This is a genomic window from Micropruina sp. (genome assembly GCF_047606365.1).
In the GTDB taxonomy this organism is placed as follows: Bacteria; Actinomycetota; Actinomycetes; order Propionibacteriales; family Propionibacteriaceae; genus Micropruina.
Genome location: NZ_JASGEN010000010.1, coordinates 14020 through 39000 on the forward strand (window position 1 = coordinate 14020; position 24981 = coordinate 39000).

18 protein-coding genes, 1 tRNA gene and 1 pseudogene are annotated in these 24981 nt (G+C 68.7%); 6 read left to right on the forward strand and 14 right to left on the reverse strand.

Annotation, left to right across the window (positions count from 1 at the left end; all coding sequences use genetic code 11):
• Positions 1 to 230 precede the first annotated feature (230 nt).
• The 4 genes from QM624_RS01855 to QM624_RS01870 all read right to left on the reverse strand — a co-directional run bounded on the left by QM624_RS01855 (position 231) and on the right by QM624_RS01870 (position 4728).
• Positions 231 to 2123: an ABC transporter ATP-binding protein gene (locus QM624_RS01855; RefSeq protein WP_415088398.1), complete on the reverse strand. Its 1893-nt coding sequence runs from the start codon at positions 2121 to 2123 to the stop codon at positions 231 to 233.
• Entirely contained in the window at positions 2120 to 3856 is a 1737-nt protein-coding gene (locus tag QM624_RS01860; RefSeq protein ID WP_415088399.1) for an ABC transporter ATP-binding protein, read from the reverse strand. Before QM624_RS01860 ends, QM624_RS01855 begins: the two co-directional genes overlap by 4 nt.
• Complete coding sequence (locus QM624_RS01865) at positions 3850 to 4446, reverse strand: TetR/AcrR family transcriptional regulator (protein ID WP_415088400.1); 597 nt, start codon at positions 4444 to 4446, stop codon at positions 3850 to 3852. Before QM624_RS01865 ends, QM624_RS01860 begins: the two co-directional genes overlap by 7 nt.
• Positions 4447 to 4590: 144 nt before the next feature.
• Positions 4591 to 4728 carry a hypothetical protein gene (locus QM624_RS01870; RefSeq protein ID WP_415088402.1) on the reverse strand — a complete coding sequence of 46 codons (138 nt, stop codon included), beginning with the start codon at positions 4726 to 4728 and terminating at the stop codon, positions 4591 to 4593.
• Positions 4729 to 4862: 134 nt separating this feature from the next.
• Here QM624_RS01870 and QM624_RS01875 point away from each other — a divergent pair, with 134 nt between their 5' ends.
• The 3 genes from QM624_RS01875 to lysS all read left to right on the forward strand — a co-directional run bounded on the left by QM624_RS01875 (position 4863) and on the right by lysS (position 9644).
• Complete coding sequence (locus QM624_RS01875) at positions 4863 to 6650, forward strand: ABC-F family ATP-binding cassette domain-containing protein (protein WP_415088403.1); 1788 nt, start codon at positions 4863 to 4865, stop codon at positions 6648 to 6650.
• A gap of 198 nt (positions 6651 to 6848) precedes the next feature.
• Positions 6849 to 8108 carry a threonine/serine exporter family protein gene (locus QM624_RS01880; RefSeq protein WP_415088404.1) on the forward strand — a complete coding sequence of 420 codons (1260 nt, stop codon included), beginning with the start codon at positions 6849 to 6851 and terminating at the stop codon, positions 8106 to 8108.
• A 30-nt stretch (positions 8109 to 8138) separates the two neighbouring features.
• Positions 8139 to 9644 (forward strand): lysine--tRNA ligase, encoded by a 1506-nt coding sequence (lysS, locus tag QM624_RS01885; RefSeq protein ID WP_415088406.1) that lies wholly within the window; start codon positions 8139 to 8141, stop codon positions 9642 to 9644.
• A gap of 660 nt (positions 9645 to 10304) precedes the next feature.
• Here the strand turns inward: lysS and QM624_RS01890 are convergent.
• A complete protein-coding gene (locus tag QM624_RS01890; protein ID WP_298131729.1) occupies positions 10305 to 10595 on the reverse strand; it encodes a cell division protein CrgA in 291 nt (96 codons plus the stop codon).
• A gap of 59 nt (positions 10596 to 10654) precedes the next feature.
• Here QM624_RS01890 and QM624_RS01895 point away from each other — a divergent pair, with 59 nt between their 5' ends.
• Both QM624_RS01895 and QM624_RS01900 read left to right on the forward strand, forming a co-directional pair.
• The gene (locus tag QM624_RS01895) at positions 10655 to 11416 is read left to right on the forward strand and encodes a DUF881 domain-containing protein (RefSeq protein WP_415088407.1); all 762 of its coding nucleotides are present in this window, start codon (positions 10655 to 10657) and stop codon (positions 11414 to 11416) included.
• 42 nt (positions 11417 to 11458) lie between these two features.
• Entirely contained in the window at positions 11459 to 12091 is a 633-nt protein-coding gene (locus tag QM624_RS01900; RefSeq protein WP_415088408.1) for an aminodeoxychorismate/anthranilate synthase component II, read from the forward strand.
• A gap of 90 nt (positions 12092 to 12181) precedes the next feature.
• Here QM624_RS01900 and pknB read toward each other — a convergent pair whose 3' ends face one another.
• From pknB to QM624_RS01930, 6 genes and pseudogenes are all read right to left on the reverse strand, one after another.
• Positions 12182 to 13936 carry a Stk1 family PASTA domain-containing Ser/Thr kinase gene (gene pknB, locus QM624_RS01905; RefSeq protein ID WP_415088410.1) on the reverse strand — a complete coding sequence of 585 codons (1755 nt, stop codon included), beginning with the start codon at positions 13934 to 13936 and terminating at the stop codon, positions 12182 to 12184.
• Between the two features lie 66 nt (positions 13937 to 14002).
• Positions 14003 to 15418 carry a peptidoglycan D,D-transpeptidase FtsI family protein gene (locus QM624_RS01910; protein ID WP_415088411.1) on the reverse strand — a complete coding sequence of 472 codons (1416 nt, stop codon included), beginning with the start codon at positions 15416 to 15418 and terminating at the stop codon, positions 14003 to 14005.
• 293 nt (positions 15419 to 15711) lie between these two features.
• A pseudogene (locus tag QM624_RS01915) lies at positions 15712 to 17067 on the reverse strand (FtsW/RodA/SpoVE family cell cycle protein); the annotation flags it as partial.
• Positions 17061 to 18422: a protein phosphatase 2C domain-containing protein gene (locus QM624_RS01920; protein WP_415088412.1), complete on the reverse strand. Its 1362-nt coding sequence runs from the start codon at positions 18420 to 18422 to the stop codon at positions 17061 to 17063. The pseudogene QM624_RS01915 and the gene QM624_RS01920, both read right to left, overlap by 7 nt.
• 2 nt (positions 18423 to 18424) lie before the next feature.
• Entirely contained in the window at positions 18425 to 18904 is a 480-nt protein-coding gene (locus QM624_RS01925; protein WP_415088413.1) for an FHA domain-containing protein, read from the reverse strand.
• Positions 18897 to 19607 carry an FhaA domain-containing protein gene (locus tag QM624_RS01930; protein WP_415088414.1) on the reverse strand — a complete coding sequence of 237 codons (711 nt, stop codon included), beginning with the start codon at positions 19605 to 19607 and terminating at the stop codon, positions 18897 to 18899. Before QM624_RS01930 ends, QM624_RS01925 begins: the two co-directional genes overlap by 8 nt.
• 180 nt (positions 19608 to 19787) lie before the next feature.
• On the opposite strand from QM624_RS01930, the gene QM624_RS01935 reads away from it, so the two are divergent.
• Positions 19788 to 19873: transfer RNA gene (locus QM624_RS01935), tRNA-Leu, on the forward strand.
• 112 nt (positions 19874 to 19985) lie between these two features.
• On the opposite strand, the gene QM624_RS01940 is transcribed toward QM624_RS01935, so the two are convergent.
• From QM624_RS01940 to QM624_RS01950, 3 genes are all read right to left on the reverse strand, one after another.
• A complete protein-coding gene (locus QM624_RS01940; protein ID WP_415088415.1) occupies positions 19986 to 21200 on the reverse strand; it encodes an FAD-dependent oxidoreductase in 1215 nt (404 codons plus the stop codon).
• 534 nt (positions 21201 to 21734) lie between these two features.
• Positions 21735 to 23246, reverse strand: coding sequence for an FGGY-family carbohydrate kinase (locus tag QM624_RS01945; protein WP_415088416.1), 1512 nt, complete (start codon positions 23244 to 23246; stop codon positions 21735 to 21737).
• A complete protein-coding gene (locus QM624_RS01950; RefSeq protein WP_415088417.1) occupies positions 23243 to 24880 on the reverse strand; it encodes a glycerol-3-phosphate dehydrogenase/oxidase in 1638 nt (545 codons plus the stop codon). Before QM624_RS01950 ends, QM624_RS01945 begins: the two co-directional genes overlap by 4 nt.
• Between the last annotated feature and the right edge of the window lie 101 nt (positions 24881 to 24981).

Genomic DNA, 24981 nt, shown 5'->3' on the forward strand with positions numbered 1-24981 from the left:
CGGTTCTTTTCGTACCGCCGGTGGGACGAGGGGACGGTTCTCTTCGTACCGCCGATGGAACGACGGGGACGGTTCTTTTCGTTCCACCCGTACGGTCTGATCTGGGCGGGAAGGAGGGCGGTTTCAAGCCGTCCTCGCTGTACCACCGGTCAGGGTGGAACGAAAAGAACCGTCCCCGCGTACCGGAAGTGGAACGAAAAGAACCGTCCCCGCGTACCGGGACCGACCTTCTACGCCGCCTCTTCCTCGTCGTCCAGGCCACCGGCGAACTGGGAGCGGTACAGGCGCTGGTAGGCGCCGTGGTGCTCCAGCAGCGCGTCGTGCGAACCCTGCTCGACGATGGCGCCGTCCTCCATCACCAAAATGGTGTCCGCGTCGCGGATGGTGGAGAGCCGGTGCGCGATCACGAACGACGTCCGGCCGCCGCGCAGTGCGTTCATCGCGTTCTGCACCAGCAGCTCGGTGCGGGTGTCCACCGAGGACGTGGCCTCGTCCAGGATCAGGATCGCCGGATCGGCGAGGAACGCCCGGGCGATGGTGATCAGCTGCTTCTCACCGGCCGACACGTTCGAACCCTCGTCGTCGATCACCGTGTCGTAGCCGTCCGGCAGCGAGTGCACGAACCGGTCGACGTAGGTCGCCTCGGCGGCGGCCAGGATCTCGGCTTCGGTGGCCTCCGGACGCCCGTAGGCGATGTTGTCCCTGATGGTGCCGCCGAACAGCCAGGCGTCCTGCAACACCATGCCGATGTTCGATCGCAGCTCCGGACGCGGCACCGCGGCGATGTCGACGCCGTCGATGGTGATCCGTCCGGCGTCCACGTCGTAGAACCGCATCAGCAGGTTCACCAGGGTGGTCTTGCCGGCCCCGGTCGGGCCGACGATCGCCACCGTCGAGCCGGGCTCGGCGACCAGCGACAGGTCGCTGATCAGGGGTTTCTCCGGATCGTAGGAGAACGCGACATGCTCGAACTCCACCCGGCCCTGCAGCGGTTCGGGCAGGTGCGTGGTGGCGTCCACGGTCTGCTCGGTGGCGTCCAGCACCTCGAACACCCGCTCGGCCGATGCCACCCCCGACTGCAGCAGGTTGGTCATCGAGGCCAGCTGGGTGATCGGCTGGGTGAACATCCGGGCGTACTGGATGAACGCCTGGACGGCGCCCAGCGTCATGGTGCCGGCCGCCACCCAGATGCCGCCCAGGACGGCGATCGCGACATAGCTGAGGTTCCCGATGAAGAACACCGACGGCATGATGATGCCGCTGATGAACTGGGCCTTGAACGACGACTCGTACATCTCCTCGTTCTTGCTGGCGAAGCCGGCGGCCACCTCACGCTGACGTCCGAACACCTTGACCAGCGAATGCCCGGTGAACGCCTCTTCGACGTGCCCGTTCAGTTCACCGGTGGAGCGCCACATGTCGACGAACCGGCGCTGCGACCGCTTCATCACCTGCGCGGTGACCAGCGCCGTCAACGGCACCGAGATCAGCACCACCAGCGCCAGCGGCGGCGACAGCCACAGCATGATCGCCAGCACGCCGAGCACGGTGAAGATGTTGGTCAGCATCTGCGCCAGGGTCTGCTGCAACGACTGGGCGATGTTGTCGATGTCGTTGGTGACGCGGCTGAGCAGCTCGCCGCGGGGCTGCCGGTCGAAGTAGGTGATCGGCAGCCGGTGCAGCTTGGTCGCCACCTGCTCGCGCATCCGGTAGACGGTGCGCTGCACGATGTCGTTGATCAGGAAGCTGGCCCACCACAGCACCAGCCCGGACACCACATACACCGCGAGGGCTTCGAGGATGACCGTGCCCAGGGCGGAGAAGTCGATCCCGCCGCCCAGTGCACCGTCGAAGATCAGGTCGGTGCCGCGGGCCAGAATGACCGGCCCGAGCGCGTTGCCCAGGGTGGCCAGCGCCGAGATGACCACCACGAAGATGATCAGGTTGCGTTCGGGGCGCATCATGCCGAGCAGCCGCTTGGCCGACGCGCCGAAGGTCACCGCCTTCTCGGTCGCGCCCATGCCGCCCATCGGACCGTGACCCATGCCACGGCGGGCCTGGGCGGCATGCTCGGGACGGGCGTTCGCCTTGCGTGGGGCGTCGTTGGTCGCCTGTTGGCTCATGCTGCTGCCTCCTCGGCCTTGAACTGGGATTCGACGATCTCGGCGTAGGTGGGGCAGTCGGCGAGCAACTCGTCGTGGGTGCCCTCACCCACGATCCGCCCGTCCTCGAGCACCACGATGGTTTCGGCGTCGCGGATGGTCGACACCCGCTGCGCCACGATCAGGACGCCGGCCTCGGAGGTCTCGCGGTCCAGCGCGGCTCGCAGCCGGGCGTCGGTGACCACGTCGAGCGCCGAGAACGAGTCATCGAAGACGTAGATGTCGGGCTTCTTCACCAACGCCCGGGCGATCGACAGCCGCTGCCGCTGGCCACCGGAGACGTTGGTGCCGCCCTGGGCGATCGGCGCGTCCAGCTGTTCCGGCATGGCCCGGACGAAGTCGGCCGCCTGCGCGGTCTCCAGTGCCGCCCACAGCTCGTCGTCGGTGGCGTCCGGCTTGCCGTAGCGCAGGTTGGACGCGACGGTGCCGGTGAACAGGTACGGCTTCTGCGGCACCAGTCCGATCCGTGACCAGAGCAGATCCGGATCGAGTTCGCGGACGTCGACGCCGTCCACCTCGACCCGGCCGCCGGTGACGTCGAACAGCCGGGGGATCAGGCTGACCAGGGTGGTCTTGCCGGCACCCGTCGAGCCGATGATCGCCGTCGTCTCGCCGGGCCTGACCCGCAGGTTGATGCCGGCCAGCACCGGCTGTTCGGCACCCGGATACTTGAACTCGACGTTCCGCAGTTCGACGCTGCCGTGCGCCTGCACCGTCCGGATCGGTTCGACCGGCGCCACCACCGACGAATCGGTGTCGAGCACCTCGGCGATGCGGCGGGCGCTGACCACCGCGCGCGGCGCGATCATCAGCATCATCGTGGCCATCATCACGCTCATCAGGATCGTCGTCAGGTACTGGATGAAGGCCAGCAGCTGACCGGTCTCCATGTAGCCGTCGGCGACCCGGAAGGCACCGAACCAGGTGACCCCGATGGTGGAGACGTTCATCACGAAGAACACGATCGGGAACAGCGTCATCATCCGGCGGCCGACCCGGGTGGCGGTGTCGGTGAGTTCGGCGTTGGCGACCGCGAACCGCTCGGTCTCGCGCGGCTCGGCGGTGAAGGCCCGGATCACCCGCAGACCCGAGATCTGCTCGCGCAGCACCCGGTTGATGGTGTCGATGCGGGTCTGCTGGGTGCTGAACAGCGGCATCATCTGGCTGACGATCGAGCCGATCACGGCACCGAGGATCACCACGCCGACGGCGATCGTCCAGCTCAGCCCCGGGTCTTCGCGCAGCGCCATGATGATGCCGCCGACCATCATGATCGGCGCGGCGACGATCATGAACGCCGTCATCATCACCAGCTGCTGAATCTGCTGGACGTCGTTGGTGGTCCGGGTGATCAGGCTCGGGGCGCCGAATTTGGCCACCTCGCGAGCGGAGAAGCTGAGGGTGCGGTCGAAGATCGCGCCCCGCAGGTCGCGTCCGAACGCCATCGCCGAGCGGGCGCCGAACCAGACCGCGAAGATCTGGGCCGCCATCTGGATGACGGTGACGCCCAGCATCACGGCGCCCACGCTCAGGATCAGGTTGATGTCGCCGTGCGCGATGCCGTCGTCGACGATCCGGGCGTTCAGCGTGGGCAGGTAGAGCGCGGCCCCATTGGCCGCCAACTGGAGGAGCACGACGAACGCGAGCTGCCCGTAGTAGGGCCGCAGGTAGTCGCGCAGAATGCGAATCAGCATGTGGTGTCCTCGGTGGATTCGGTGGCGATGCCATGCAGGACGAGGCGGGCGAGCTGGCGTGGCTCTGCGGCGTCCGGATGGTCATTGAACGGCATGACGGCTGCGAAAGCCATCGCCGAGATGGCCCAGCAGGCGGTCGGCGTGCCGACGGTGAGCTGGTCGTCGAAGCGGGATAGTACTCGGGTCATCGCCTCGTCGACAGCCAGGTGGTAGTCGCGGTGCGGGGGCCTGGGACGCTTGCCGTGCGGTTGTGAGGTGTGGCTGATCGCCGCCATCAGGGACCGCACCTGCCGGATGCGGGCATGCAGCACCTTGACGATCCAGGCCACGGTGTCCTCCAGCCCGAGGTCCTCCGGGATCGCGTCGATCGCGGTGACCACCGGCCCGGGGGCCAGGCAGTCCTCGACCACGGCCTCGATCAGGTTCTGTTTGGTGCCGAAGGCGCGGAAGATGGTCCCCTCGGCGACGTCGGCGCATTCGGCGATCTGCCGGGTGGTGATGTTCAGTCCGTGCTCGAGCAGCAACGGACGGGTCGCCTCGATGAGCGCCCGGCGGCGCTCATCAGGGCTCATCGGATTTGCTCTGCTCACGAAGGAAGAGTGTATGAGTGAGTGCTCACTCATTCAAGTCCGAAGTGCGGGCGGATTGGGCCGGCTTGGGTGACTTCGCCCTGCTTCGTCTTCGTTCACCCGGTTTCAACCACGGAAAAGACGCCGAACCAGGGCGATGTCGCGTCAGGCGTCGGACGTCAGCTTCGGGCAGGCGGAGTTCCGCTGCATGCGCCCGCCAGCCGGGTCCTCTACCTCGGCCGAGCCCACCGGAACGGTGGTGCCGCCCAGTTCTATGTGCACCTCGAAACGTTGGAGGCTCATCGCCGCACCCGCTTGGGCAGGATCCGGTCGGCCGCCGGCCCGTCCGGTTGCCCGGCGGAGCTGTCTTTGGCACCCTGGGACGCATGTGGAACTGACCTCTCGCCCTGTACGACATCCAGCGATCGAGGTTCCTCATGTCCGCATCACTCTTCCTTTCCGGCGTCTCCGCATCGTTCGGGGCGCGTCCGTTGTTCTCCGGACTCGACCTGCGGCTGACGCCGGGCGACGTGACCGCGCTGGTCGGCCCGAACGGTGCCGGCAAGACCACGCTGCTGCGGATCGTCGCCGGCCTGCACGCCCCGGACGCCGGCACGATCCGGTTCGCCCCACCGGAGGCCACCCTCGGCTACCTGCCCCAGGAGCCACCCGCGCCGGACGAGACGATCCTCGACTACGCCCGGCGACGCACCGGGGTGGGGCCGGCTCAGGACGCCTTCGAGGCCGCGGCGGCTGCACTGGCCGGCGATGACCTCTCGCCATCCCGGCCCGCTTCGTCATCCATGCCCGCCGCCCCGTCATCCCGGGGCACGCCGGGATCTCCGGACCCGGAGGACGGCGACCACCTCTCGTCATCCCGGCGCAGGCCGGGATCTCCGGACCCGGCCGACCGCTACGACCATGCCCTGGCCACCTGGCTGGCATTGGGCGGTGCAGATCTGGACACCCGCTTGGCCGAGGTGCTGGCCGGCCTCGACCTGGACGCCGACCTCGATCGCCCGCTCGGCAGCCTGTCCGGCGGACAGGCTGCCCGGGTCGGGTTGGCGTCGATCCTGGTCAGCCGCTACGACCTGCTGTTGCTCGACGAACCGACCAACAACCTGGATGCTCGTGGCCTGGCGGCGTTGACCGAGTTCGTCGGGGCGCTGCGCGCACCGGTGTTGATCGCTTCCCACGATCGGGGGTTCCTGGACGCCGTGGCCACGTCGGTGCTGGAACTGGACGAGACCCAGCAGCAGGTCAACCATTACACCGGCGGCTGGAGTGACTACCGCGCGGCCAAGCAACTGGCCCGTGAGCAGGCCGAAGCGGCCTATGCCAGCTACACCGACACCCGCGACGCGCTCGTCGAACAGGCCCGCCGCAAGACCGAATGGGCCAGGGCCGGACGCGCCAAGGCGGCCAAGCTCGGACCCGGCATGAAGCTGGAGAAGAAGTACCGGGAGGACCGGGCCCGCCGGATGGATCAGCGCGCCGCCCGCGTCCGGGACGCCGTCGAACGCCTGGACGAGGTGGAGCAGCCGCGCAAGGAGTGGCAGTTGCGCTACGCGATCGCCGAGGCCGCGCCGTCGTCGGAGGTGGTGCTGACACTCGACCGGGTGGTGGCCCGCAACGGCGACTTCACCGTCGGACCGGTCAGCGCCCAGGTGGCCCGCGGCGAGCGGATCGCGCTGCTCGGCGACAACGGCTCGGGCAAGACCACGCTGCTCGAGGCGATCCTCGGTCACCGCCCAGTCGCCGACGGACGGGTGAGCTGGGGCACCCGGGTGGCGCTCGGCACACTCGGTCAGGCCCGCGACGAGATTTCCGGCGGTCGGCCTCTCCTGGACACCGTTGCTGCAGCCCTCGGCGAGACGGACGCCGGCGCCGTCCGTACCCTGCTGGCGAAGTTCGGCCTCGGTGCCGAACATGTCGCGCGGGCCTGCGCCAGCCTGTCGCTGGGGGAGCGCACCCGGGCTTCGTTGGCCCTGCTGCAGGGCCGGGCGGTCAACGTCGTCGTCCTCGACGAGCCGACCAACCACCTGGATGCCGCCGCCATCGACCAACTGCAGGACGCCCTGGACGAATACACCGGCACCCTGCTGATCGTCACCCACGACCGGACCCTGCTGGACGCGCTCGACCCGACCGTCCACTGGCAGTTCACCCGGACGTCCGACCACCACGCCGAGGTCCGCGTCGAAGCCGCGCCCGACCACCGCTGAACACCCGTTGGTCGAGCCCAGCGAGACCCCAAAGTGACCGTAGGAACCGTCCCCGGTGACCGAAAGAACCGTCCCCGGTGACCGTGGGGACGGTTCTCTTGGTCACCACGTCGCCTCCATCGTCATCCCGGACCGCGTTCGACCGAGGTCCCGCGCGTCCGCGTGCTTCGGTAAGCATCGAGAGGGTTCACTGAATCCATGGCAGCACTCCCACCCCCGAGGTCGGGCGCTGAGCCCGGCGGCGGGGATGAGGCGTTGGTGCTCGGACGGCTCGGCGCCCTGTTGCTGGACGCCGGCACCTCGGTGACCGACGTGCGGGACACGTTGGACGACATCCGCGCGGCCGAACTGCCACAGGACATCAGCATCGGCGTGCTGCCCGACCTGGTGATCGTCACCCGACGCACCACCGGCGCCGCGATGCTGATGCCGCGAGCCGAGAGCGAGTTGTCCTTCCGCCAGTCCGGACGGGTCGGTCGGCTGGTCCGCGAGCTGCGGACCGGGATCACGCCGTTGTCGCAGGCCGACGCCCGGATGGAGGAGATCCGTGCCGAGGTCGCCGGTCATCCGGTGGCTCGGTGGGCGTTCGGCAGCGTGCTGTCCGCCGGCGGGCTGGCGGTGCTGTTCCGCTGTCCGTGGTGGGCGATCCTGATCAGTCTGGCGATCGGCGGCCTGGTGGGGTTGTTGATCGTGCTGCTGCAGCGGGTCCGCGGCGCCACCGCGCTGGCCCCCTTCCTGGCCAGCCTGCTCTCCACCGCGCTGTTGGGGTTGGCGGCCACCCGACTCGAACTGGGGGCGGTCCCGCTGCTCGCGGTCTGCGCGCCGATCGCCGTGCTGGTTCCGGGGGCGCTGATCACCAACGGACTGCTGGAGCTGACCGCCACCGACATTCTCACCGGCTCGGCGCGACTGGTGTACGGCCTTGTCGTGCTGGCATTCATGGCCGCCGGGATCGCCGCGGGCGCGGTCCTCACCGGGCTGCACCTGGACGCCGGCTCGGCGGCGCTGGTCGGCGATGTGCCGGGGCTGGCGACGGACGCCACCGGCTGGGGTGCGCTGCCGCCGCTGTGGGTGTCCTGGGTGGGCATCGTGGTGCTGGGCATCGGCGTCGGGCTCGCCTTCGCCGCCGGCTCGGCACTGACCGGGCTGATCGTGGTGGTGATGGCGCTCACCTACACGCTGCTGGTGCTGCTCACCCCGCCGCTCGGCGGCATCGTGGCCACCGGCGCGACGTCCTGCGTGGTCCTGCTGCTGGCGCGGATCCTGGAGAAGCGCACGGTGGCCGTCCCGACCACGGTGTCCTTCCTGCCCGCTTTCCTGCTGCTGGTTCCCGGCTCTGTCGCCCTGGTCGCGCTGGCCGCCGCCAACGTCGGCGCCCTGTCGGTGGCGATGGCCACCTTCGCCAGCCTGTGCATCGGCACCAAGCTGGGCTCCGTGCTCGGTGATCTGCTGCGCTGACCGGTCGCCCATCCTCGCTACAATCCTGCGGTGACCACGCCCGACGATGACGCTGCCCTGCCCGAACAGCTCCGCCTGCGCCGCGAGAAGCGCGCCCGGCTGATCGAGGCCGGCAACGACCCGTACGCGATCAGCGTGGACCGGACACATTCCGCTGCCGAGGTGCACGCCCAGTGGGGCCATCTCGCGACCGGCGAGGAAACCCAGGACGTGGTCGGCGTCGGCGGCCGGGTGGTGTTCATCCGCAACACCGGCAAGCTGTGTTTCGCCACCCTGCAGGACGGCTTCACCGCGTCCGATTCGGGCACCCGGCTGCAGGTGATGATCTCGCTCGCCGAGGTAGGAGAGGAACGGCTGGCCGACTGGAAGGCGGACGTCGACCTCGGCGATTTCGTCTACGTCAAGGGCCGGGTGATCTCGTCGCGGCGCGGCGAGCTGTCCGTGCTGGCGTCGGAATGGCGGCTGGCGTCCAAGGCGCTGCGTCCGCTGCCCACCCTGCACAAGGACCTCGGCGAGGAGACCCGGGTGCGGCAGCGCTACGTCGACCTGGTCGCCCGCGAGGAGGCCCGCGACATGGTGCGCACCCGCGCCGCTATCGTCGGCTCGATCCGGCAGACGCTGCGCGACCAGGGCTACCTCGAGGTGGAGACCCCGATCCTGCAGCTGGTGCACGGCGGGGCGTCGGCACGGCCGTTCCACACCCACCTGAACGCCTTCGACATTCCGATGACGCTGCGGATCGCGATCGAGCTCTACCTGAAGAGGGCCATCGTCGGCGGCGTCGACCGGGTCTACGAGATGGGCCGGATCTTCCGCAACGAGGGCGTCGACTCGTCGCATTCGCCCGAGTTCACCATGCTCGAGGCGTACCAGTCCTGGGGCGACCAGTTCACCATCGCCGCGATGACCCGTGACTTGATCGTGAACGCCGCCGCCGAACTCGGCGTCGAATCGGTGCAGACCCCGGCCGGTGAGGTGCAGCTGACCGGCGAGTGGGCCTGGGTGAGTGTCTATCCGGCCTTGTCGGAGGCGTTGGGCGAGGAGATCACGCCGGACACCACCCTGGAGCGGTTGCGCACCATCGCGGACGCCCGCGGCATCGAGTACGACCCGGCCTGGACCGACCAGAAGCTGGTGATGGAACTGTTCGGCGAGATCGTCGAGCCGACGCTGGTGCAGCCCACCTTCGTCAACGGTTACCCGGCGATCGCCCAGCCGCTGGCCCGCAACAACCCCGACGATCCGCGGCTGGTCGAAGCCTGGGACCTGATCATCGGCGGTGTGGAGCGCGGCACGGGCTTCTCCGAGCTGATCGACCCGGTCATCCAGCGGGACGTCCTGGTCGCCCAATCGCTGAAGGCCGCCGCCGGCGACCCCGAAGCCATGCAGTTGGATGAGGACTTCCTGCGCGCCCTCGAGTTCGGTGCCCCCCCGATGGGCGGCATGGGGTTGGGCATCGACCGCACCATCATGCTGTTCACCGGCGCCGGCATCCGCGAAACGATCCTGTTCCCGCTACTCAAGCCCCAGGGCTGAGCACCACCAGCCGAGTTCCTGCTCAACCTCAGGGCTGAGCCACCGCTCGCTGGTTGAGCCTGTCGAGACCTCGATGGGTATCTGGCCCGTGTGGGGATCCTCACGGGGTATTGGTGCTGGGCGTGAGGTTCTGAACGCGAACCGTTGCAGTACGCCGAGATCGAGATCCCGGGTCGGAGCCCGGGATGACGGAGTCTCGATCACCAGGGCTGAGCTGGTCGGATCCGTCATGTGCCGAGGTCTCGACAAGCTCGACCAACGGGTGCTGGACAAGCTCGACCAACGGCGCCTAGAAGAGGTCTCGACAGCCTCGACCAACGGCGCCCGGAAGGGATCTCGACAAGCTCGGCCAGCGGGTAGTGGGGTCCGGCAGAGACGTAACTTCAAAGCGGAGTGGGCTGCACCCCGTCCGGGTAGGTCGGGCGTAAAGCGCGCGAGCCCCGCCCAGGGTCTGAAGGACGACAGCAGAAGTGGCGAGCTGCGCACGGGCGGGACGGGGTGCAGCCCACTCCGCGGAACCAAACGCAACCACCAAGAACCGACCACAGAAGGGTCTCGACAAGCTCGACCAACGGTGGCGAGGGTATGAGATCCCGGCATTCGCCTGGATGACGAGGAACCGGGATGACGAGAAACCCGGATGACGAAATGGGGGAAGGACTACTTCCAGAGGGTGGCGATGCCGAACGCTGCCGCCATGCAGCCCATGCCGATCAGCACGTTCCAGCCGCCGAGGTCGCTCATGAACGGGATCAGGTGGCCGGCGATGTAGTAGACCACGAGCCAGAGCACACCAAGTAGGCCGACGGTGATGAAGGTCGGCGGTACCCAGCGGCGACTGCCGGGCGCGGCGACCTTGCGCTGGCGCTCTTTGCGCGTCTCGGCCGCTGCTTGGCCGGACGTCTGCTTCTTCTTGTCCGCTGCCTGCTTGCGGGTCTTCGACTCGGGCATGGCGATGATCTTACCGCTCACCGCCGGGCAGCCGAACACCAGCTTCTAGACTCGCCTCCATGAAGCGGATGTGGGCACGGGCGCGAGCACGCCTGCGCCGGGCGTCCGGACGGTCCGGTGAGGTGCGGCTGGGCCGTCGCCTGCTCAGTCTCGCGGTCTGTGTGCTGGCCGGTTTCATGATCGCCACCAGCGCCATCAACGCCGGCGGCACCGACCTACGACCCAACCGCAACACCGACCTGGCCGGGCTCATCCAGTCCGAGTCGAAGCGGAACGCCGAGCTCAGCGAGCGGATCGCCAAGCTCCGCCGCGAGGTGGACGCGTTGACCAAGAACGACGGCAGCGGGGTTCCCGAAAGCCAGTTGCGGGCGGCGTCCGAGATCGCCGGCCAGACCCCGGTCAAGGGCCCCGCGGTCGTGGTGACCCTGGACGATGCGCCGTCCGGGGTGCAACCGGCGGGGGTGAGTCCCGAGTTGCTGGTGGTGCATCAGCAGGACATCCAGGCCGTGGTGAACGCCTTGTGGTCGGGCGGGGCCGAAGCGATGACCATTCAGGGCCAGCGGGTCACCTCACGCACGGGCGTGAAGTGCGTCGGCAATTCGGTGGTGCTGCACGGCGTCCCGTACGCGCCGCCGTACGAGATCGCCGCCATCGGTGATCCCGAGCGGCTGGAGCGGGGCCTGGCCGACTCGACCGCGGTGCAGATCTACCGCGAGTACGTCACCGCGTACGGACTCGGCTATGCCCAGCGCCGCGAGGCGTCCGTCACGATGCCCGCCTACCGCGGCAGCCTCGACATCCAAGCGAAACGGATCGGCTGACCACCGGACGGCGAACCCGGCGCGATGCGGGAGAATGGCCCCATGGCTCGCATCCTGGTGATCGACAACTACGACTCGTTCGTCTACAACCTCGTCCAGTACCTGGCCCAGCTGGGTGCCGAGGTGGACGTGTGGCGCAACGACGATCCGAGGTTCGACACCGCCGACTGGGCCGAAGGCTACGACGGTGTGCTGATCTCACCCGGACCGGGCACGCCCGAGTCGGCCGGGGTCTGTATCGACGTCGTCCGTTCGCACGCCGGACAGCTGCCGATCTTCGGGGTCTGTCTCGGGCTGCAGTCGATCGCGGTCGCCTTCGGCGGTGTGGTCGGACGCGCCCCGGAACTGCTGCACGGCAAAACTTCCGAGGTGCTGCATGAGGGGGTCGGCGTGTTCGCCGGGCTGCCCAGCCCGCTGACCACCACCCGCTATCACTCGCTGGCCCTCGACCCGGCGACGGTGCCCGACGAGCTCGAGGTGACCGCGACCACGGAGTCCGGGGTGATCATGGCGGTGCGGCACCGCCGCCTGCCGGTCGAGTCGGTGCAGTTCCATCCCGAGTCGGTGCTCACCGAGGGCGGCTACCAGATGCTGGCCAACTGGCTCGCGGTCTGTGGCGACGCAGGGGCGCCGAAGCGGGCCGAAGGACTCACGCCGCTGATGGCGCTGCGCTGAGCGCTGCCCTCGCCCGCAGTGTGATCCCGGGCTTGCTCTGGGATGACACTGCGGGGAGATCCCGGCGTTCGCCGGGATGACGTGGGCGGGTTAGTCGTTCGACTTGGTGGGCGTGGGGGACGGTGAGGGGGAGGCCGACGGGGTCGACGGCTCCTTGGCCAGCACCAGCTGGATCGTCTGGCTGCGCTTGATCTCTTCGCCGGCCGCCGGATCCTGCTTCACCACCCTGCCCTCGGGCTGTTCGGTGGTCTCTTCCTCAGTGAACTCGACGTCCCAGCCCTCACGGTCCGCCTGCGCCTGGGCCGCGGAACGGGTCTGACCGTAGAAGTTCGGCACGATGCCGGTGCCCGGCACCACATACAGGATGATCGGGGTATCGACCGTCACAGTCACTCCCGAGCTGGGGCTGACGTTGGTCACCGTGTTCGGCTTCCCGGTGGGGTTGCCGGCGTCCGGCGTCTTCTTCACGGTGGTGAAGCCGAGGTCCTTCAACGCCTTCTCAGCGTTGGAGGCCGACATGCCGATCAGGTTGGTCGGGATCATCGCCTTCTTCGGGCCGACGTTGACCTGAATGGTGACGGTGGTGCCGACCGGCACCTTGACGCCGCCCGGCGGGTTCTGGCTGATCACCCGTCCGACGGTCTCGTCATCGGCACCGACGATCGGATCGACGACGACCTGCAGCTGCGCGTCGGACAGCTGCTGCTCGGCCCAGTCCTGGCTGCGCTGGGTGACGTTGGGCACCTCGACCTGGGCGACCCGGGCCTCCGGGTTGAACAAGTAGTAGGTGCCGAAGCCCAGGCCGAGTACCGCCAGGAACGCGACCAGGCCCCACCACCACGGGTTGCGGCGCCGCTTCTTCTCTTCGACCGCCCGCTGCGGGATGGTCGCGGTGTCGGTCGGCTCGACGGTGTCGGTGGGGGAGTTCAACATCTGCGTCGCCGCGAGCACGCTGGTCGGGGCGGGCTCGGGTGCCGGTGCGACCGCGAGGACGGCCTGGCCGGCCAGTAGCCGGTTGATGTCCTCGCGCATCTCGGACGCCGTCTGGTACCGCTGGCCGGCGTCCTTGGCCAACGCCTTGAGCACGATGGCGTCCATTTCGGTGCTGACCAGCGGATCGAGCTGGCTCGGCGGCACCGGTTGCTCCCGGACGTGCTGGTAGGCCACCGAGACCGGCGAGTCGCCGCGGAACGGCGGGTGCCCGACCAGCAGCTCGTAGAGCAGGCAGCCGGCGGAATAGATGTCGGAGCGGGCGTCGACCGTCTCGCCGCGGGCCTGTTCCGGCGACAGGTACTGCGCGGTGCCGATGACCGCCGCGGTCTGAGTCATGGTGGCCGAGGTGTCGGCGACCGCCCGGGCGATGCCGAAGTCCATCACCTTGATCTGGCCGGCGTCGGTGAGCATCACGTTGGCCGGCTTGATGTCGCGGTGCACGATGCCGGCCCGGTGCGAGTAGGCCAGCGCGTCCAGCACGCCGGCGGCGAACTCGAGGGCGCGCTCGGGCAGGATCTTGCGCCCGTCGCGCAGCAGCTCACGCAGCGTGTGGCCTTCGACCAGCTCCATCACGATGTAGGGCACCGACACCCCGGTGTCGGGATCGGCCTGCTCGCCGGTGTCGTAGACGGCGACGATGTTGGGATGGTTCAGTCCGGCCGAGGCCTGCGCCTCGCGGCGGAACCGGGCCTGGAAGGTGGGATCGCCGGCCAGGTCGATGCGCAGCAGCTTGACCGCGACCTGCCGTCCGAGCCGGATGTCCCGGGCACGTCGCACCTGAGCCATGCCACCGCGACCGAGCAGCGGACCGAGCTCGTAGCGACCGCCCAGCATCCTGGGTTCGTCAGCCATGCCGTTGTCTCCTCTTCGTCGCAGTGTTCATTGTGCTGGTGACCGCCGCCCCGCACGAGAGCGCCGTCATCGCAGGGCCTCGATCACGGCCTTGGCGATCGGTGCCGCGACCCGTCCGCCGGCCACGTCGGTGGCCTCCATCTCGGCGTCCTGCACGAAGACACAGACTGCCACGTCGGGATCCTCCGCCCAGGAGATGAACCAGGCGTACGGCGTCCGGACGTTGTCGGAATTGGCTGTTCCGGTCTTGCCGCCGATCGTGACCCCGGGAATGCGGGCACGCCAGCCGGTGCCGCTGTTGACCACCTCGACCATCATCTGCCGCAGCTTCGCGGCGTCCGAGGCGCTGGTCGCCAGGCTGAGCTGGGAGGGCCGGGTCTGGCTGAGCACCTGCAGGTCGGCGGAGCGGACCGATTCGACCAGGTAGGGCTGCATCACGACGCCGTCGTTGCGGACGGCGGCGGCCACCATCGCCATCTGCAGCGGGGATGCCGCCACGTCGAAGCCGCCGATCGAAGCCAGCCCGGTCTGCGGCACGTCGATCTGGTCGGGGAACCGGCTGGCCACCGAGCCGATGTCGGACAGCGGCTTGGTGCCGAAGCCGAACTTCTCGGCCTGGTTGCGCAACGCGTCCGCGCCGAGCTTCACGCCGAGCCGGGCGAAGGCCGCGTTGCAGGACAGCGCCAGGGCCCGGGCCAGGGTCTGCCGGCTGCCGCAGTTGCTGGCGATCACGGTGTTCGTCCCGGGCAGCTTGTAGGACGAGGCGTCCAGCTCACTGTCGGGCTCGTAACCGGCGTCCAGGGCGGCGGCCGAGACGATCACCTTGAACGTCGAGCCGGGGGGAAAGATCTCGCGGGTGGCCCGGTTCGACATCGGCTTGGCCGAACTCTTGGTGAGCGCGGCCCAGGCTTTCTGCGAGTCGGACATGTTGTGGGTGGCCAGATCGTTGGGGTCGAAGGTCGGCGACGACACCATCGCCAGGATCGCGCCCGTCTTCGGGTTCAACGCCACCACGGCACCCTTGAGCTTGCCGAGCGCATCTGAGGCGGCGCGCTGGGCGCGGGCGTCCAGGGTGGTCTGGATGTTGGCGCCCTTCGGCTTCGCCCCGGTGGCCAGGTCGATCAGCCGGTTCACGAACTGCGAGCTGTCGTTGCCTGACAGCTGGGCGCCGTAGCTCTGCTCCAGTTCGGACGAGCCGAACAGGTAGGAGAAGTAGCCGGTGACCGGTGCGTACAACTCGCTCTGCGGGTAGCGGCGCTGGAATTTGTACTGGTCCTTCGACGCCACCGTCTCGGCGACCGCCGTGTTGCCGACCATGATCGCGCCCCGGTCCTGGGCGAAGGCGGCGTCGGTCACCCGGCGGTTCTGGGAATTGGCGTTCAGCGAGTCCTGGCGGGCCAGGTAACTCACGCTGACGTTGACCAGCAACGCCAGGGTCATCAGCATCGCCACCACGGCGACGCGACGGATCGGACCGTTCATGGCAGCCTCCCGCCCGGCCGGGTGTCGTCGGGGGAATCCGGGACGCCTCCGGTCGGGATCGCGGTGGTCGGTTCGTCGGCACTGGACGGCGTCGGGATCGCCGTGGTGGGCTCATCCGGCCCGGACGGGGTGGGGACGGCCATCGTGGGTGCGTCCGCACCGGACGGCGTCGCGATCGCGGCCGTCGGCTCGTCGGCGCTGACCGGGGTCCGCACGGGCGTGGTCGCCGCGGCGGCCCCCACCGGCACCGGCTGGGGATCGGCCGGACGGCTGGGCGGCGTGCTGATCACCTGGGTGGTGTCGTGGGCCAGCGACTGCTGCGGCTCCGCGGCCGGCGGCGTCGGACGGCGTACCCGGTGGGTGACCACCATCAGCAGCGCGATCATCGCGTAGTTGGCGACCAGCGACGAACCGCCCTGGGAGATGAACGGCGTGGTCAAGCCGGTCAGCGGCAGCAGCCGGGTGACGCCGCCGATGATCGCGAACACCTGCAGGGCGAAGACGAACGACAAACCGGCGGCGAGCAGCTTGCTGAACGGGTCATTGGAGGTCAGCGCCGTCCGCAGGCCACGCATCACGATCACGCCGTAGAGCACGATGATCGCCATCAACCCGGCCACCCCGAGCTCTTCGCCGATCGCGGCGGCGATGAAGTCGTTCTTGGCCAACGGCGTCAGATTGGGCCGGCCCAGACCGAGACCGGTGCCGAACAGCCCGCCCCAGGCCATGCCGAACTGGCCCTGGATGATCTGGTAGTTCTGGTCCCAGTTCGCGAACGGGTCGAGCCAGGCCGCCACCCGGACCTGGACGTGGCCGTAGAACAGCCAGCCGGCGAAGGCGCCGGCGGCGAACAGCGCGGTGCCGAGGATCGGCCAGCTGGGTCGCTCGGTGGCGACGTACAGCATCATCACGAACAGGCCGAAGAACAGCAGCGAGGTGCCCAGATCCTTCTGGTAGATCAACACCGCCAGGCTGGCCAGCCACATCACGATGATCGGGCCCAGGTCGCGCGGACGGGGCAGGTCGATGCCCAGGAAACGGGCGCCGGCCAGCGCCAGCACCTCACGCTTCTCGACCAGGTACGAGGCGAAGGCGACGGTCAGCACGATCTTCGCCAGCTCGGCCGGCTGGAAGCTGTACGGACCGATCTTGATCCAGATCCGGGCACCGTGGTTCTCGAAGCCGATCAACGGCAGCAGCGGCATCATCAGGATCAACATGCCGGCCAGGAACGTCAGGTAGGGGAACCGCTGCAGCACGTGATGGTCGCGCAGCAGGAACAGCACCACGACGAACACCGCCACCGAGATCGCCGTCCAGAGCAGCTGCAGTTCCGCCGAATGCATCACCGGGCGGGTGCCCAGGTCGAGCCGGTTGATAATCACCAGGCCGATGCCGTTCAGCAGGTAGACCAGCGGGAACAGCAGCGGATCGGCGTACGGGATGCGCCAGCGGATGACGGCATGGGCGACCAGGCCGATCAGCACGTAGCAGCCCACGCCCCAGTACCAGCCGCTCGGCAGTTCGCCCGAGATGTTGAGGTTCACCAGGGCGTAGCCGCTCACGGCGACGACCATTCCCAGCAGGAGCATCACCAGTTCGACACCGCGTCGCTTGCGGAAGACGACGACCTCGCCCATGGTCAACATTCCCCTGGGGGCTGGGCGGACGGCGTGCTGCTGGGGGTCGCCGACGGGGACGCGCCCGGCGTCGCCTTCGGTGACTCGCTGGGGTTCTTGGCCGGGTTCGACGGGCTCGGTGAACTGGTCGCGCGGGCGCGCTCCTCACGCTGCGCGATGCACTGCTGGGCCTTCGACCGCAGTTCCTCGGCGGTCGCCTGCGCACTCTCCAGGCTGGGGGCGACGATCGCGTCGCGCACCTGCTCCTGGTAGAACAGCGGCAGATCGCTGACGTGGGTGTTGTGCACCTCGAGCACGGTGCTGAGCGGGAAGCCGAGCACGGTGTCGGGCACGCCGCGGAACACCGCCACCAGGTCGTTGTCCTCGCCCACGTAGTACTTGGTCTGGGTGAACGAGTACCAGCCGAACAGCCCGCCGCCGATCACCAGCAGCGGCACCACGATGCCCAGCACCACCTTCACCCAGGCCGCCGTCCGACCCCGGGTGGTGGGCTGGTAGCGCTCTTGTTCGGTGAGCTCGCGGGCCTGCGAGTCGGCGAGCTCCTCGCCCTCGACCGGTATCGGCCGGGTGTCCTCGGACTTCTCGCCGGCCGACTCGATGTCGACCTCGGTGGCTGCCCCGAGCACCATCACCGGGCCCGGCTCGCCGTCCTCCACCACGTCGGCCAGGATGATGGTGATGTTGTCCAGGCCACCCTCGGCGTAGGCGATCCGGATCAGCTCGGTGACCACCTCGTCGGGATCGGTGCCGCCGACCACCTGCTCGATGGCGGCGTCGGTCACCATGCCGCACAGGCCGTCGGAGCAGATCAGGTAGCGGTCGCCGACCTTGATGTCGGACATCTCCAGGTCGGGCTGATGGCTCGACTGGCCGTTCAGCACCTTGAGGATCAGCGACCGGTGCGGGTGCACCAACGCCTCCGCCTCGGTGATCCGGCCGTCGTCGACCAGGGTCTGCACCCAGGAATGGTCGCGGGTGATCCGTTCGAAGTGACCGTCGCGCAGCCGGTAGGCCCGGGAGTCGCCGATGTTGGCGATGGCCAGCCGTTCGCCGTCGAACAGCAGTCCGCACACCGTGGTGCCCATGCCGTCCAGCGAGGGATCGGCGGCCACCAGGTCACGGATCCGTGCGTTGGCCCGGCCGATGGCGCCGGCGGCGACCTCGACCATGTCGGACTCGCGGAAGTCGCCGTCGGAGTCACGCAGTTCGCTGACCGCCACCGCGGACGCCAGGTCGCCGGCGGCCGCGCCGCCCATGCCGTCGGCCACCATCAACATGGTCGGCGACACGTAGGCCGAATCCTGATTGTTCTTGCGGACCAGGCCGACCTCGGAGCGGGCCACGTAGGACAACGTGAAGGTCATGGCTACTTTTCCACCACCATCAGCGTGCGCCCGATGCGCAGCGTGTCGGCGGTGCCGAACGGGGTGGCCGAGGTGACCCGCTCGTTGTTGACGTAGGTGCCGTTGGTCGAGCCCAAGTCCTCGACGACGTAGCCCGCGTCGGTGCGGACGATCTGGGCGTGCCGGGTGGAGACGTAGTCGTCGTCCAGGATCAGCTGGCAGTCGGCGGCCCGGCCGATCTTGACGATCTCACCGAGCTGCAGGGTCAGCCCCTCCTGCTTGCCGCGGGTGATCCGCAGCCGGCTCGGCAGCTTTTTGGCGGGCCGGACGGCCTTGCGCTTCTGCTTCTTGAGTTCGTTGACGCTGCGCAGTTCGCCGGCGTCGTCGGTGGCCAGCTTCCGGCCGAACATGTCGGTGCGGATGACGTTGCCGACGAACAGCACGAACAGCCACAACAGCGCCAGGAAGAGCAGCTTCAGCGCGAGGACGACGAGATCAGACATCGGAGCCCGGCGAGGTGATCGACATGCGGGTGGATCCGATCTCGATCCGGCTGCCGGGACGGAGGTCGGCCTGCCTGACGCGCTGGCCGTCGATCACGATGCCGTTGGTGGAGCCGAGGTCCTCGATCGCGATCTGCTGCTCGTCGCCCTCGCCCAGCACCACGATCCGGGCGTGCTTGCGGGAGACGCCGGGATCGTTGATCCGCAGGTCGGCCTCGGTGCCGCGTCCGATCACCAGGCCGGGAGGATTCAGCGGATGCCGGACGCCGTTCACCTCGAGCACCAGGGCGGCGCGGCGGATCTGGGTGGCCGAGGCGTCCGAACCGTCGACACCGGCGACCGCGGCGCTGTGCACCGTGAACCGCCCGGTCGGCAGGGAATCGTCCAGCTCGTAGTCGATGGTGACCGGGCCGTTGAAGATGTAGCCCTTGCCGGCGGCGTACTCGTTGAGCTGCGGGATGACCTCGGAGTTGAGCATCTTCGAGTAGGGCGCGAGCCGGTCGTGGTCGTGCCGGGACAGCTGCACGGTGAAGTCGTTGGGTACCAGCCGGCGTTCCCGGGTGAGCAGCTTCGCCTCGGCGTCGAGCTCGCGCTGCAGCCGGGCGGTGATCTCCACGGGCTGGACGTCGCCCTTGAACGCGCGCGCGAAGACGCCGTTCACGGCACCCTCAAGTTTCTTCTCGACGCGATCGAAGACTCCCATGCGGAACAGAGTAGTGGAACCGTCCTGAGCGAAGCTCGCCGCGGCGTCCGGGGTCTGGAGCGTGGGTCGAGGCATTCGGACGGCCGATGCGGCGGCCTGTGGCGGTGGCCGATGTCGCGGCAGTGGTCAGGAGCACCCCCGGTGCTGTGCTAATCTCTTCCGGGTCGCCTTGAGCGGCACGCGCGAGTGGCGGAATGGCAGACGCGCACGGTTCAGGTCCGTGTGTCCGAAAGGACGTGGAGGTTCAACTCCTCTCTCGCGCACCAGACGAAAGGCCCCTGGCTAGGGATGTTTCCCAGCCGGGGGCCTTTGTCGTGTGATGCGTGCGAACCCGAGACTTTGGAGTGGGCCGACCACCCTGTCACGATGCCGAGATCGTCACCGGCGGGCGAAGGCCGGGGCGTGTTCGGGCCGCACGCCCACCCCGACCAGGTAGGCCGGAACGGCGGTCAGCCACGACAGGCGGCGCAGCACGGCGGCCGCGCCGGACGGGATCTCGAGGGCGCTGCCGCCGGTCAGCAGAACGTCGATGCCGCGGTGCACCAGCTGCTGACCGGCCTGGGTGACCCGTGCCGCGAACTCGCGACGGCGCTGGACGGCCTCCAGGTCGGCATCGGTGAGCCGTCCGTGCAGCAGGGGAGCGGCCAGTAGCCGGGCTGTCGCCACGCCGTCCTGGACGGCGAGGTTCACCCCGACGCCGCCCGCCGGCGACATGGCGTGTGCCGCGTCCCCGATGCACAGCAGACCGGGCGCCCACCAGCGGCGCAGCCGGTCGACTCGGACGTCCAGCAGCTTCACCTCGTCCCACTCCAGCCCGGACGCGGCGTCCGCCAGCTCGGGTGCCGCGCCGGCGATCGCCTCGCGGAGTGCGCCGATGCCGGCCGCGCGCAGTTCGGCGTCGCTGCCCTTGGGGATCAGCCGGGCCGCCTGCACGTAGCCGCGGCGCGGAATCATCACGAAGACCGAGCCCGGGCCGGTGCGCGGCAGCAGGCTGGAGCCGACGTTCACCTCGGTGGGCAGCCGGAACCACCAGGCGTCGAACCGGACCGGCAACTCGGTCAGCGGCAGCAGCGCGTCGGCGCGGACCCCGGAGGTGCGGCCGTCGCAGCCGATCACCAGATCGGCGCGCAGTTCCTCTTCGCCGTCCCGGGTGCGGCATCGGACGCCGACCACCCGCCCGCCGGAACGGAGCAGTTCGAGGCACTCGGTGCCCATCCGCAAGCTGAATGTCGGTTCCGCCTCGCCGGCCGCGGCGAGCACGTTCAGAAAGTCCCACTGCGGGGTCATCGCGATGTAGGGCCTTGCCAGCCGCAGCCGGGTCAGGTCGGCGACCACCACGTCCCAGCCGCCCCGCACCGGCACCCGGACGCGTTCCAGCTTGCTGTACGGCAGTTGGTCGAACGCCGGGCCCAGGCCCAGCTCGTCCAGCAGGGTCAGGGTGCTGGGGTGGACGGTGTCCCCGCGGAAGTCACGGAAGAAGTCGTCGTGCTTCTCGAGCACGGTCACCCGCACCCCCGCCCGGGCCAGCAACAACCCGCACACCATCCCGGCGGGACCGCCACCCACCACGATCACACTGCCCGGTGTGCTCATAGCGCCACGCTAGTCGCCGTCCGGACCGTCGCCGCTGGTTGAGCTTGTCGAAACCACTCGACCGACGAACAAGCTCATCCACAGCTGCCGGGCAGGGTCTCGACAAGCTCGACCAACGATCGCCACGCAGTGTCCCGATAGCCGGCAGAGACGCAACCGGAAAGCGGAGTGGGCTGCACCCCGTCCGGGTAGGTCGGGCGTAAAGCGCGCGAGCCCCGCCCAGGGTCTGAAGGACGAAAGCAGAAGTGGCGAGCTGCGCACGGGCGGGACGGGGTGCAGCCCACTCCGCGGAACAGAACGCAAGCACCAAGACCCGACCACAGAAGGGGTCTCGACAAGCTCGACCAACGGTGGCCCCGGGATGACCGAAAGAACCGTCCCCGCGTACCGCAAGTGGGACGAAAAGAACCGTCCCTCCGTACCGGGAGTGGGACGAAAAGAACCGTCCCTCCGTACCGGGAGTGGAACGAAAAGAACCGTCCCCGGTGTTCCGGGGACGGTTCTCAAAGGGTCTCGACCGACGGACTAGTTAGCTCACTTGGCTGCTTGGGCGGCCCACCAGGGCTTCTGGGTGTCGACCAGGGCCATGAAGCGCTCGAAGCGCTCCTGCATCAGCTTGGTGCCGTCCGCGGTGGGTTCGACCGTGGTGGTCGTGGTGCCCATCGCCTCGGACGCCTCGGTGAGGCTGGCGAACCGGCCGATGCCGACGGCGGCGACCATGGCGACACCGAGGGCGCCGCCCTGGCCACCGACCGGGATCTGGATCGGCTTGCCCATGGTGTCGGCGAACAGCTGCGGCCAGATGTCCGACTGGGTGACGCCGCCGACGACCCGGATGTCCTCTACCGAGAACGCCTCGACCAGCGGATCGCAATGGATCCGGTGGTTGAACGCGATGCCCTCGTAGATGCCGCGCAGCAGGTGTCCGCGCTTGTGCCAGGCCCGCAACCCCGACACCGACGCCGAGGCGTCGATGCCCATCGGGTTGCCGTACAGGAACGGCAGGAAGGTGACCGGATCGTCCAGCCCGACCTCGCCGACCTCGTGGTCGATGAAGCCGTACGGGTTCAGCCCGGCCCGGCGGGCGGCGTCCATGTCGGCGGCACACAGGGTGGTGACGAACCATTCCAGGTTCGCCGAGCTGGCCGGCGAGATGGACATGTTCATCCAGGTGTCGTGCTCGACGAACGCCCGGCAGAACCAGGTGTCACCGGTGACCGGACGGTCCGAGATGACCTCGTTGATGCTCCAGGTGCCCGCCATCACGGCCAGCTGGCCCGACTTGACCGCGCCCGCGCCGATCGCGCCGGCATCCACGTCGTGCATGCCGGCGATCACCGGCAGGCCCTCGGGCAGACCGGTCGCCAGGTGCGCCAACCGGGACACTCCGCCGACGATGTCACCGGGTGCCGAGATCGGCGGTGCCTTCTGCTCCAGTTCCTCCAGGCCGTACAGCGAGAACGCCTCCGAGGAGTACTGCTGGGTGTGCACATCGGTGAAGGCGGTGCTGGCTTCGGTCAGGTCGGTGCCGAACGAGCCGGTCAGCATGCCGCGCAGGAAGTCCTTCGCCGAGAGGAACCAGCGGGCCTTCTCCAGCGACTCGGGCTCGTTCTCCTTCAGCCAGGCCAGCACCACGCCGGGGGAGGCCGGGCCGACCCGCTGGCCGGTGACCCGGAGCAGGTCGTCGCCGACCGATTCGTTGAGCCGGGCCGCGGTCTGGATGGCGCGCGAGTCGAGCGACAGGATGCCCGGACGCACCTGGTCGCCGTTCTCGTCGATCAGCCAGGCACCGTCGCCATGGCAGCCGATGCCGATCACCGCGAGGCTCTCGCCGGCGGCGTCCACCTGCTCGACCAGGTCGCGCAGCATCTTGCTGAACAGCTCCCAGAAGTCGCGGCCGTCACGCTCGACCCAGTACGGCTTCGGCATGTCCTGGATGGATGCCTCGCGCGCCTGGAAGCGCGGTTTTCCTGTGTCGTCGAATGCGACGACCTTCATGCCGGTGAGGCCGAGGTCAACCCCGACGATCAGGCCTTGTCCGCTCATGCTTTCTCCTTCTGCGGGATGAAACGGGTGAGGTAGTGGTGGTAGGCGGCGATCTCGGCGTCCCGGCGGTCATCGGACCACTCCAGGACGCGGGCGCAGATCGCGGCGACCGGTTCGATCACCCGCTGTCCCAAGTCGTTTTCCAGCCCGATCATGGTGCGCCGGGCGATCACGTCGGCGAGCCGGTAGGCCTCTTCGTGGGTGATCGCCCACTCGACCTCGCCGACCGTCAGGCCGAACTCCTCGTCGATCACCTCACGGCGTTCGTCCGAGCTGGTGACGAAGGCCACCACGTCCGGCGCGAGGCTGCCGTACTGACCGACGAAGCGGTCGATGGTGACCTTCGGCAGACCCGAATCGGCGATCCGGGCGCGGATCTTCGCCGCGTCCGGCTGGCCGCCGCCGGGCAGCGGCAGCTTGTGCGTGACGCTCTTCCGCCTCAACCCGAACCGCTTCATCAGCAGGTCGCCGAAGTCCTCGCCGACCTGGCGGAAGGTGGTCAGCTTGCCGCCGACCAGGGTGTACAGGCCGTCCGAGCCGGGCAGTTGCCGAATGTCGTGCCGCCGGGTGATGTCGGCGACGTTGTTGGCGTCCACATAGGGCAGCGGACGCACCCCGGTGTAGGAGTAGTGCACGTCGTCGACGGTCAGGTTCGCGCCCGGCAGCACCTTGTTGGTCTCGTGCAGGATGTACTCGTACTCGTCCGGGGTGGCGGACGCCATGTCGAGGTCGTCCTCGAAGCGGATGTCGGTGCTGCCCAGCAGATAGCGGTCCATCCAGGGGATGACCATCATCGGGCGGGCGTCCTCGGACTCGTAGTAGAAGGCGTCCTTGGGTGCGCCGGGGAACGGGTCGACCACCAGGTGGGTCCCCTTGGTTCCGCCGTTCATCCGGGGCAGCTTCAGCTCCTCGGCGTTGCTCCAGACGTCGTCGATCCACGGCCCGGCCGCGTTCACCACAGCGGACGCGGGCACGGTGTGGTCGCCGTCGCCGATCTCGTCGTGGAAGTCGACCGAGACGACCTTGCCGTTCTTCACGTTCAGCTTGGTGACCCGGCAGTGGGTGAGCACCTGGGCGCCGGCCCGGATGGCGGCCTCGGTGATCTCCCAGCTGAGCCGCTCGGCATAGTTCACCTGCGCGTCGGAATAGATCGCGCCGCCGGTCAGCCCCTCAGGATTCAGGCCGGGCTCGCGCTGCAGCAGCTTGTCGCGGGTGAACATCGAGAACCGCTGCAGTGACTTGTCGAAGCTGAGCGCCTCGTAGGCGACCATGCCCAGGCCGAGGATCGCCGGCGAGTGCGCATTCTCCTTATAGAAGGGAATGATGAAGCGCAGCTCCTTGACCAGGTGCGGCGCCGCCTGCAGCAACCATTCGCGTTCCCGCAGCGACTCGCGGACCAGCGGGACGTCGTACTTCTCCAGGTATTTCAGGCCGCCGTGGATCATCTTGCTCGACCACGACGACGTACCCGAACCGATGTCGCCCTTCTCGAGCACCAGCACCCGCAGGCCGCGCAGGGCGGCCTCCCAGGCGATGCCGGCACCGTTGACGCCGCCACCGACGATGACCACGTCGAAACCGGCGCGGGTCTGTTCGATGCGTTCCGCACGGCGTTGCGTGGGACTCTGACTCACAGCTGCCTCCTTGCAGGTGTTCAGGGTGCCCCGACCCTAGGTGCGGGGCTGAAGATATGGCAAGAACCCTAGTCCTCGCCGTGGACGCCGCGTCCGCTGTG

Coding starts and splice junctions, on each gene's coding strand:
- QM624_RS01855 (WP_415088398.1), bottom strand. CDS start 2,123: ATGAGCCAACAGGCGACCAACGACGCCCCACGCAAGGCGAACGCCCGT.
- QM624_RS01860 (WP_415088399.1), bottom strand. CDS start 3,856: ATGCTGATTCGCATTCTGCGCGACTACCTGCGGCCCTACTACGGGCAG.
- QM624_RS01870 (WP_415088402.1), bottom strand. CDS start 4,728: ATGAGCCTCCAACGTTTCGAGGTGCACATAGAACTGGGCGGCACCACC.
- QM624_RS01875 (WP_415088403.1), top strand. CDS start 4,863: ATGTCCGCATCACTCTTCCTTTCCGGCGTCTCCGCATCGTTCGGGGCG.
- QM624_RS01880 (WP_415088404.1), top strand. CDS start 6,849: ATGGCAGCACTCCCACCCCCGAGGTCGGGCGCTGAGCCCGGCGGCGGG.
- QM624_RS01890 (WP_298131729.1), bottom strand. CDS start 10,595: ATGCCCGAGTCGAAGACCCGCAAGCAGGCAGCGGACAAGAAGAAGCAG.
- QM624_RS01895 (WP_415088407.1), top strand. CDS start 10,655: ATGAAGCGGATGTGGGCACGGGCGCGAGCACGCCTGCGCCGGGCGTCC.
- QM624_RS01900 (WP_415088408.1), top strand. CDS start 11,459: ATGGCTCGCATCCTGGTGATCGACAACTACGACTCGTTCGTCTACAAC.
- pknB (WP_415088410.1), bottom strand. CDS start 13,936: ATGGCTGACGAACCCAGGATGCTGGGCGGTCGCTACGAGCTCGGTCCG.
- QM624_RS01910 (WP_415088411.1), bottom strand. CDS start 15,418: ATGAACGGTCCGATCCGTCGCGTCGCCGTGGTGGCGATGCTGATGACC.
- QM624_RS01920 (WP_415088412.1), bottom strand. CDS start 18,422: ATGACCTTCACGTTGTCCTACGTGGCCCGCTCCGAGGTCGGCCTGGTC.
- QM624_RS01925 (WP_415088413.1), bottom strand. CDS start 18,904: ATGTCTGATCTCGTCGTCCTCGCGCTGAAGCTGCTCTTCCTGGCGCTG.
- QM624_RS01930 (WP_415088414.1), bottom strand. CDS start 19,607: ATGGGAGTCTTCGATCGCGTCGAGAAGAAACTTGAGGGTGCCGTGAAC.
- QM624_RS01940 (WP_415088415.1), bottom strand. CDS start 21,200: ATGAGCACACCGGGCAGTGTGATCGTGGTGGGTGGCGGTCCCGCCGGG.
- QM624_RS01945 (WP_415088416.1), bottom strand. CDS start 23,246: ATGAGCGGACAAGGCCTGATCGTCGGGGTTGACCTCGGCCTCACCGGC.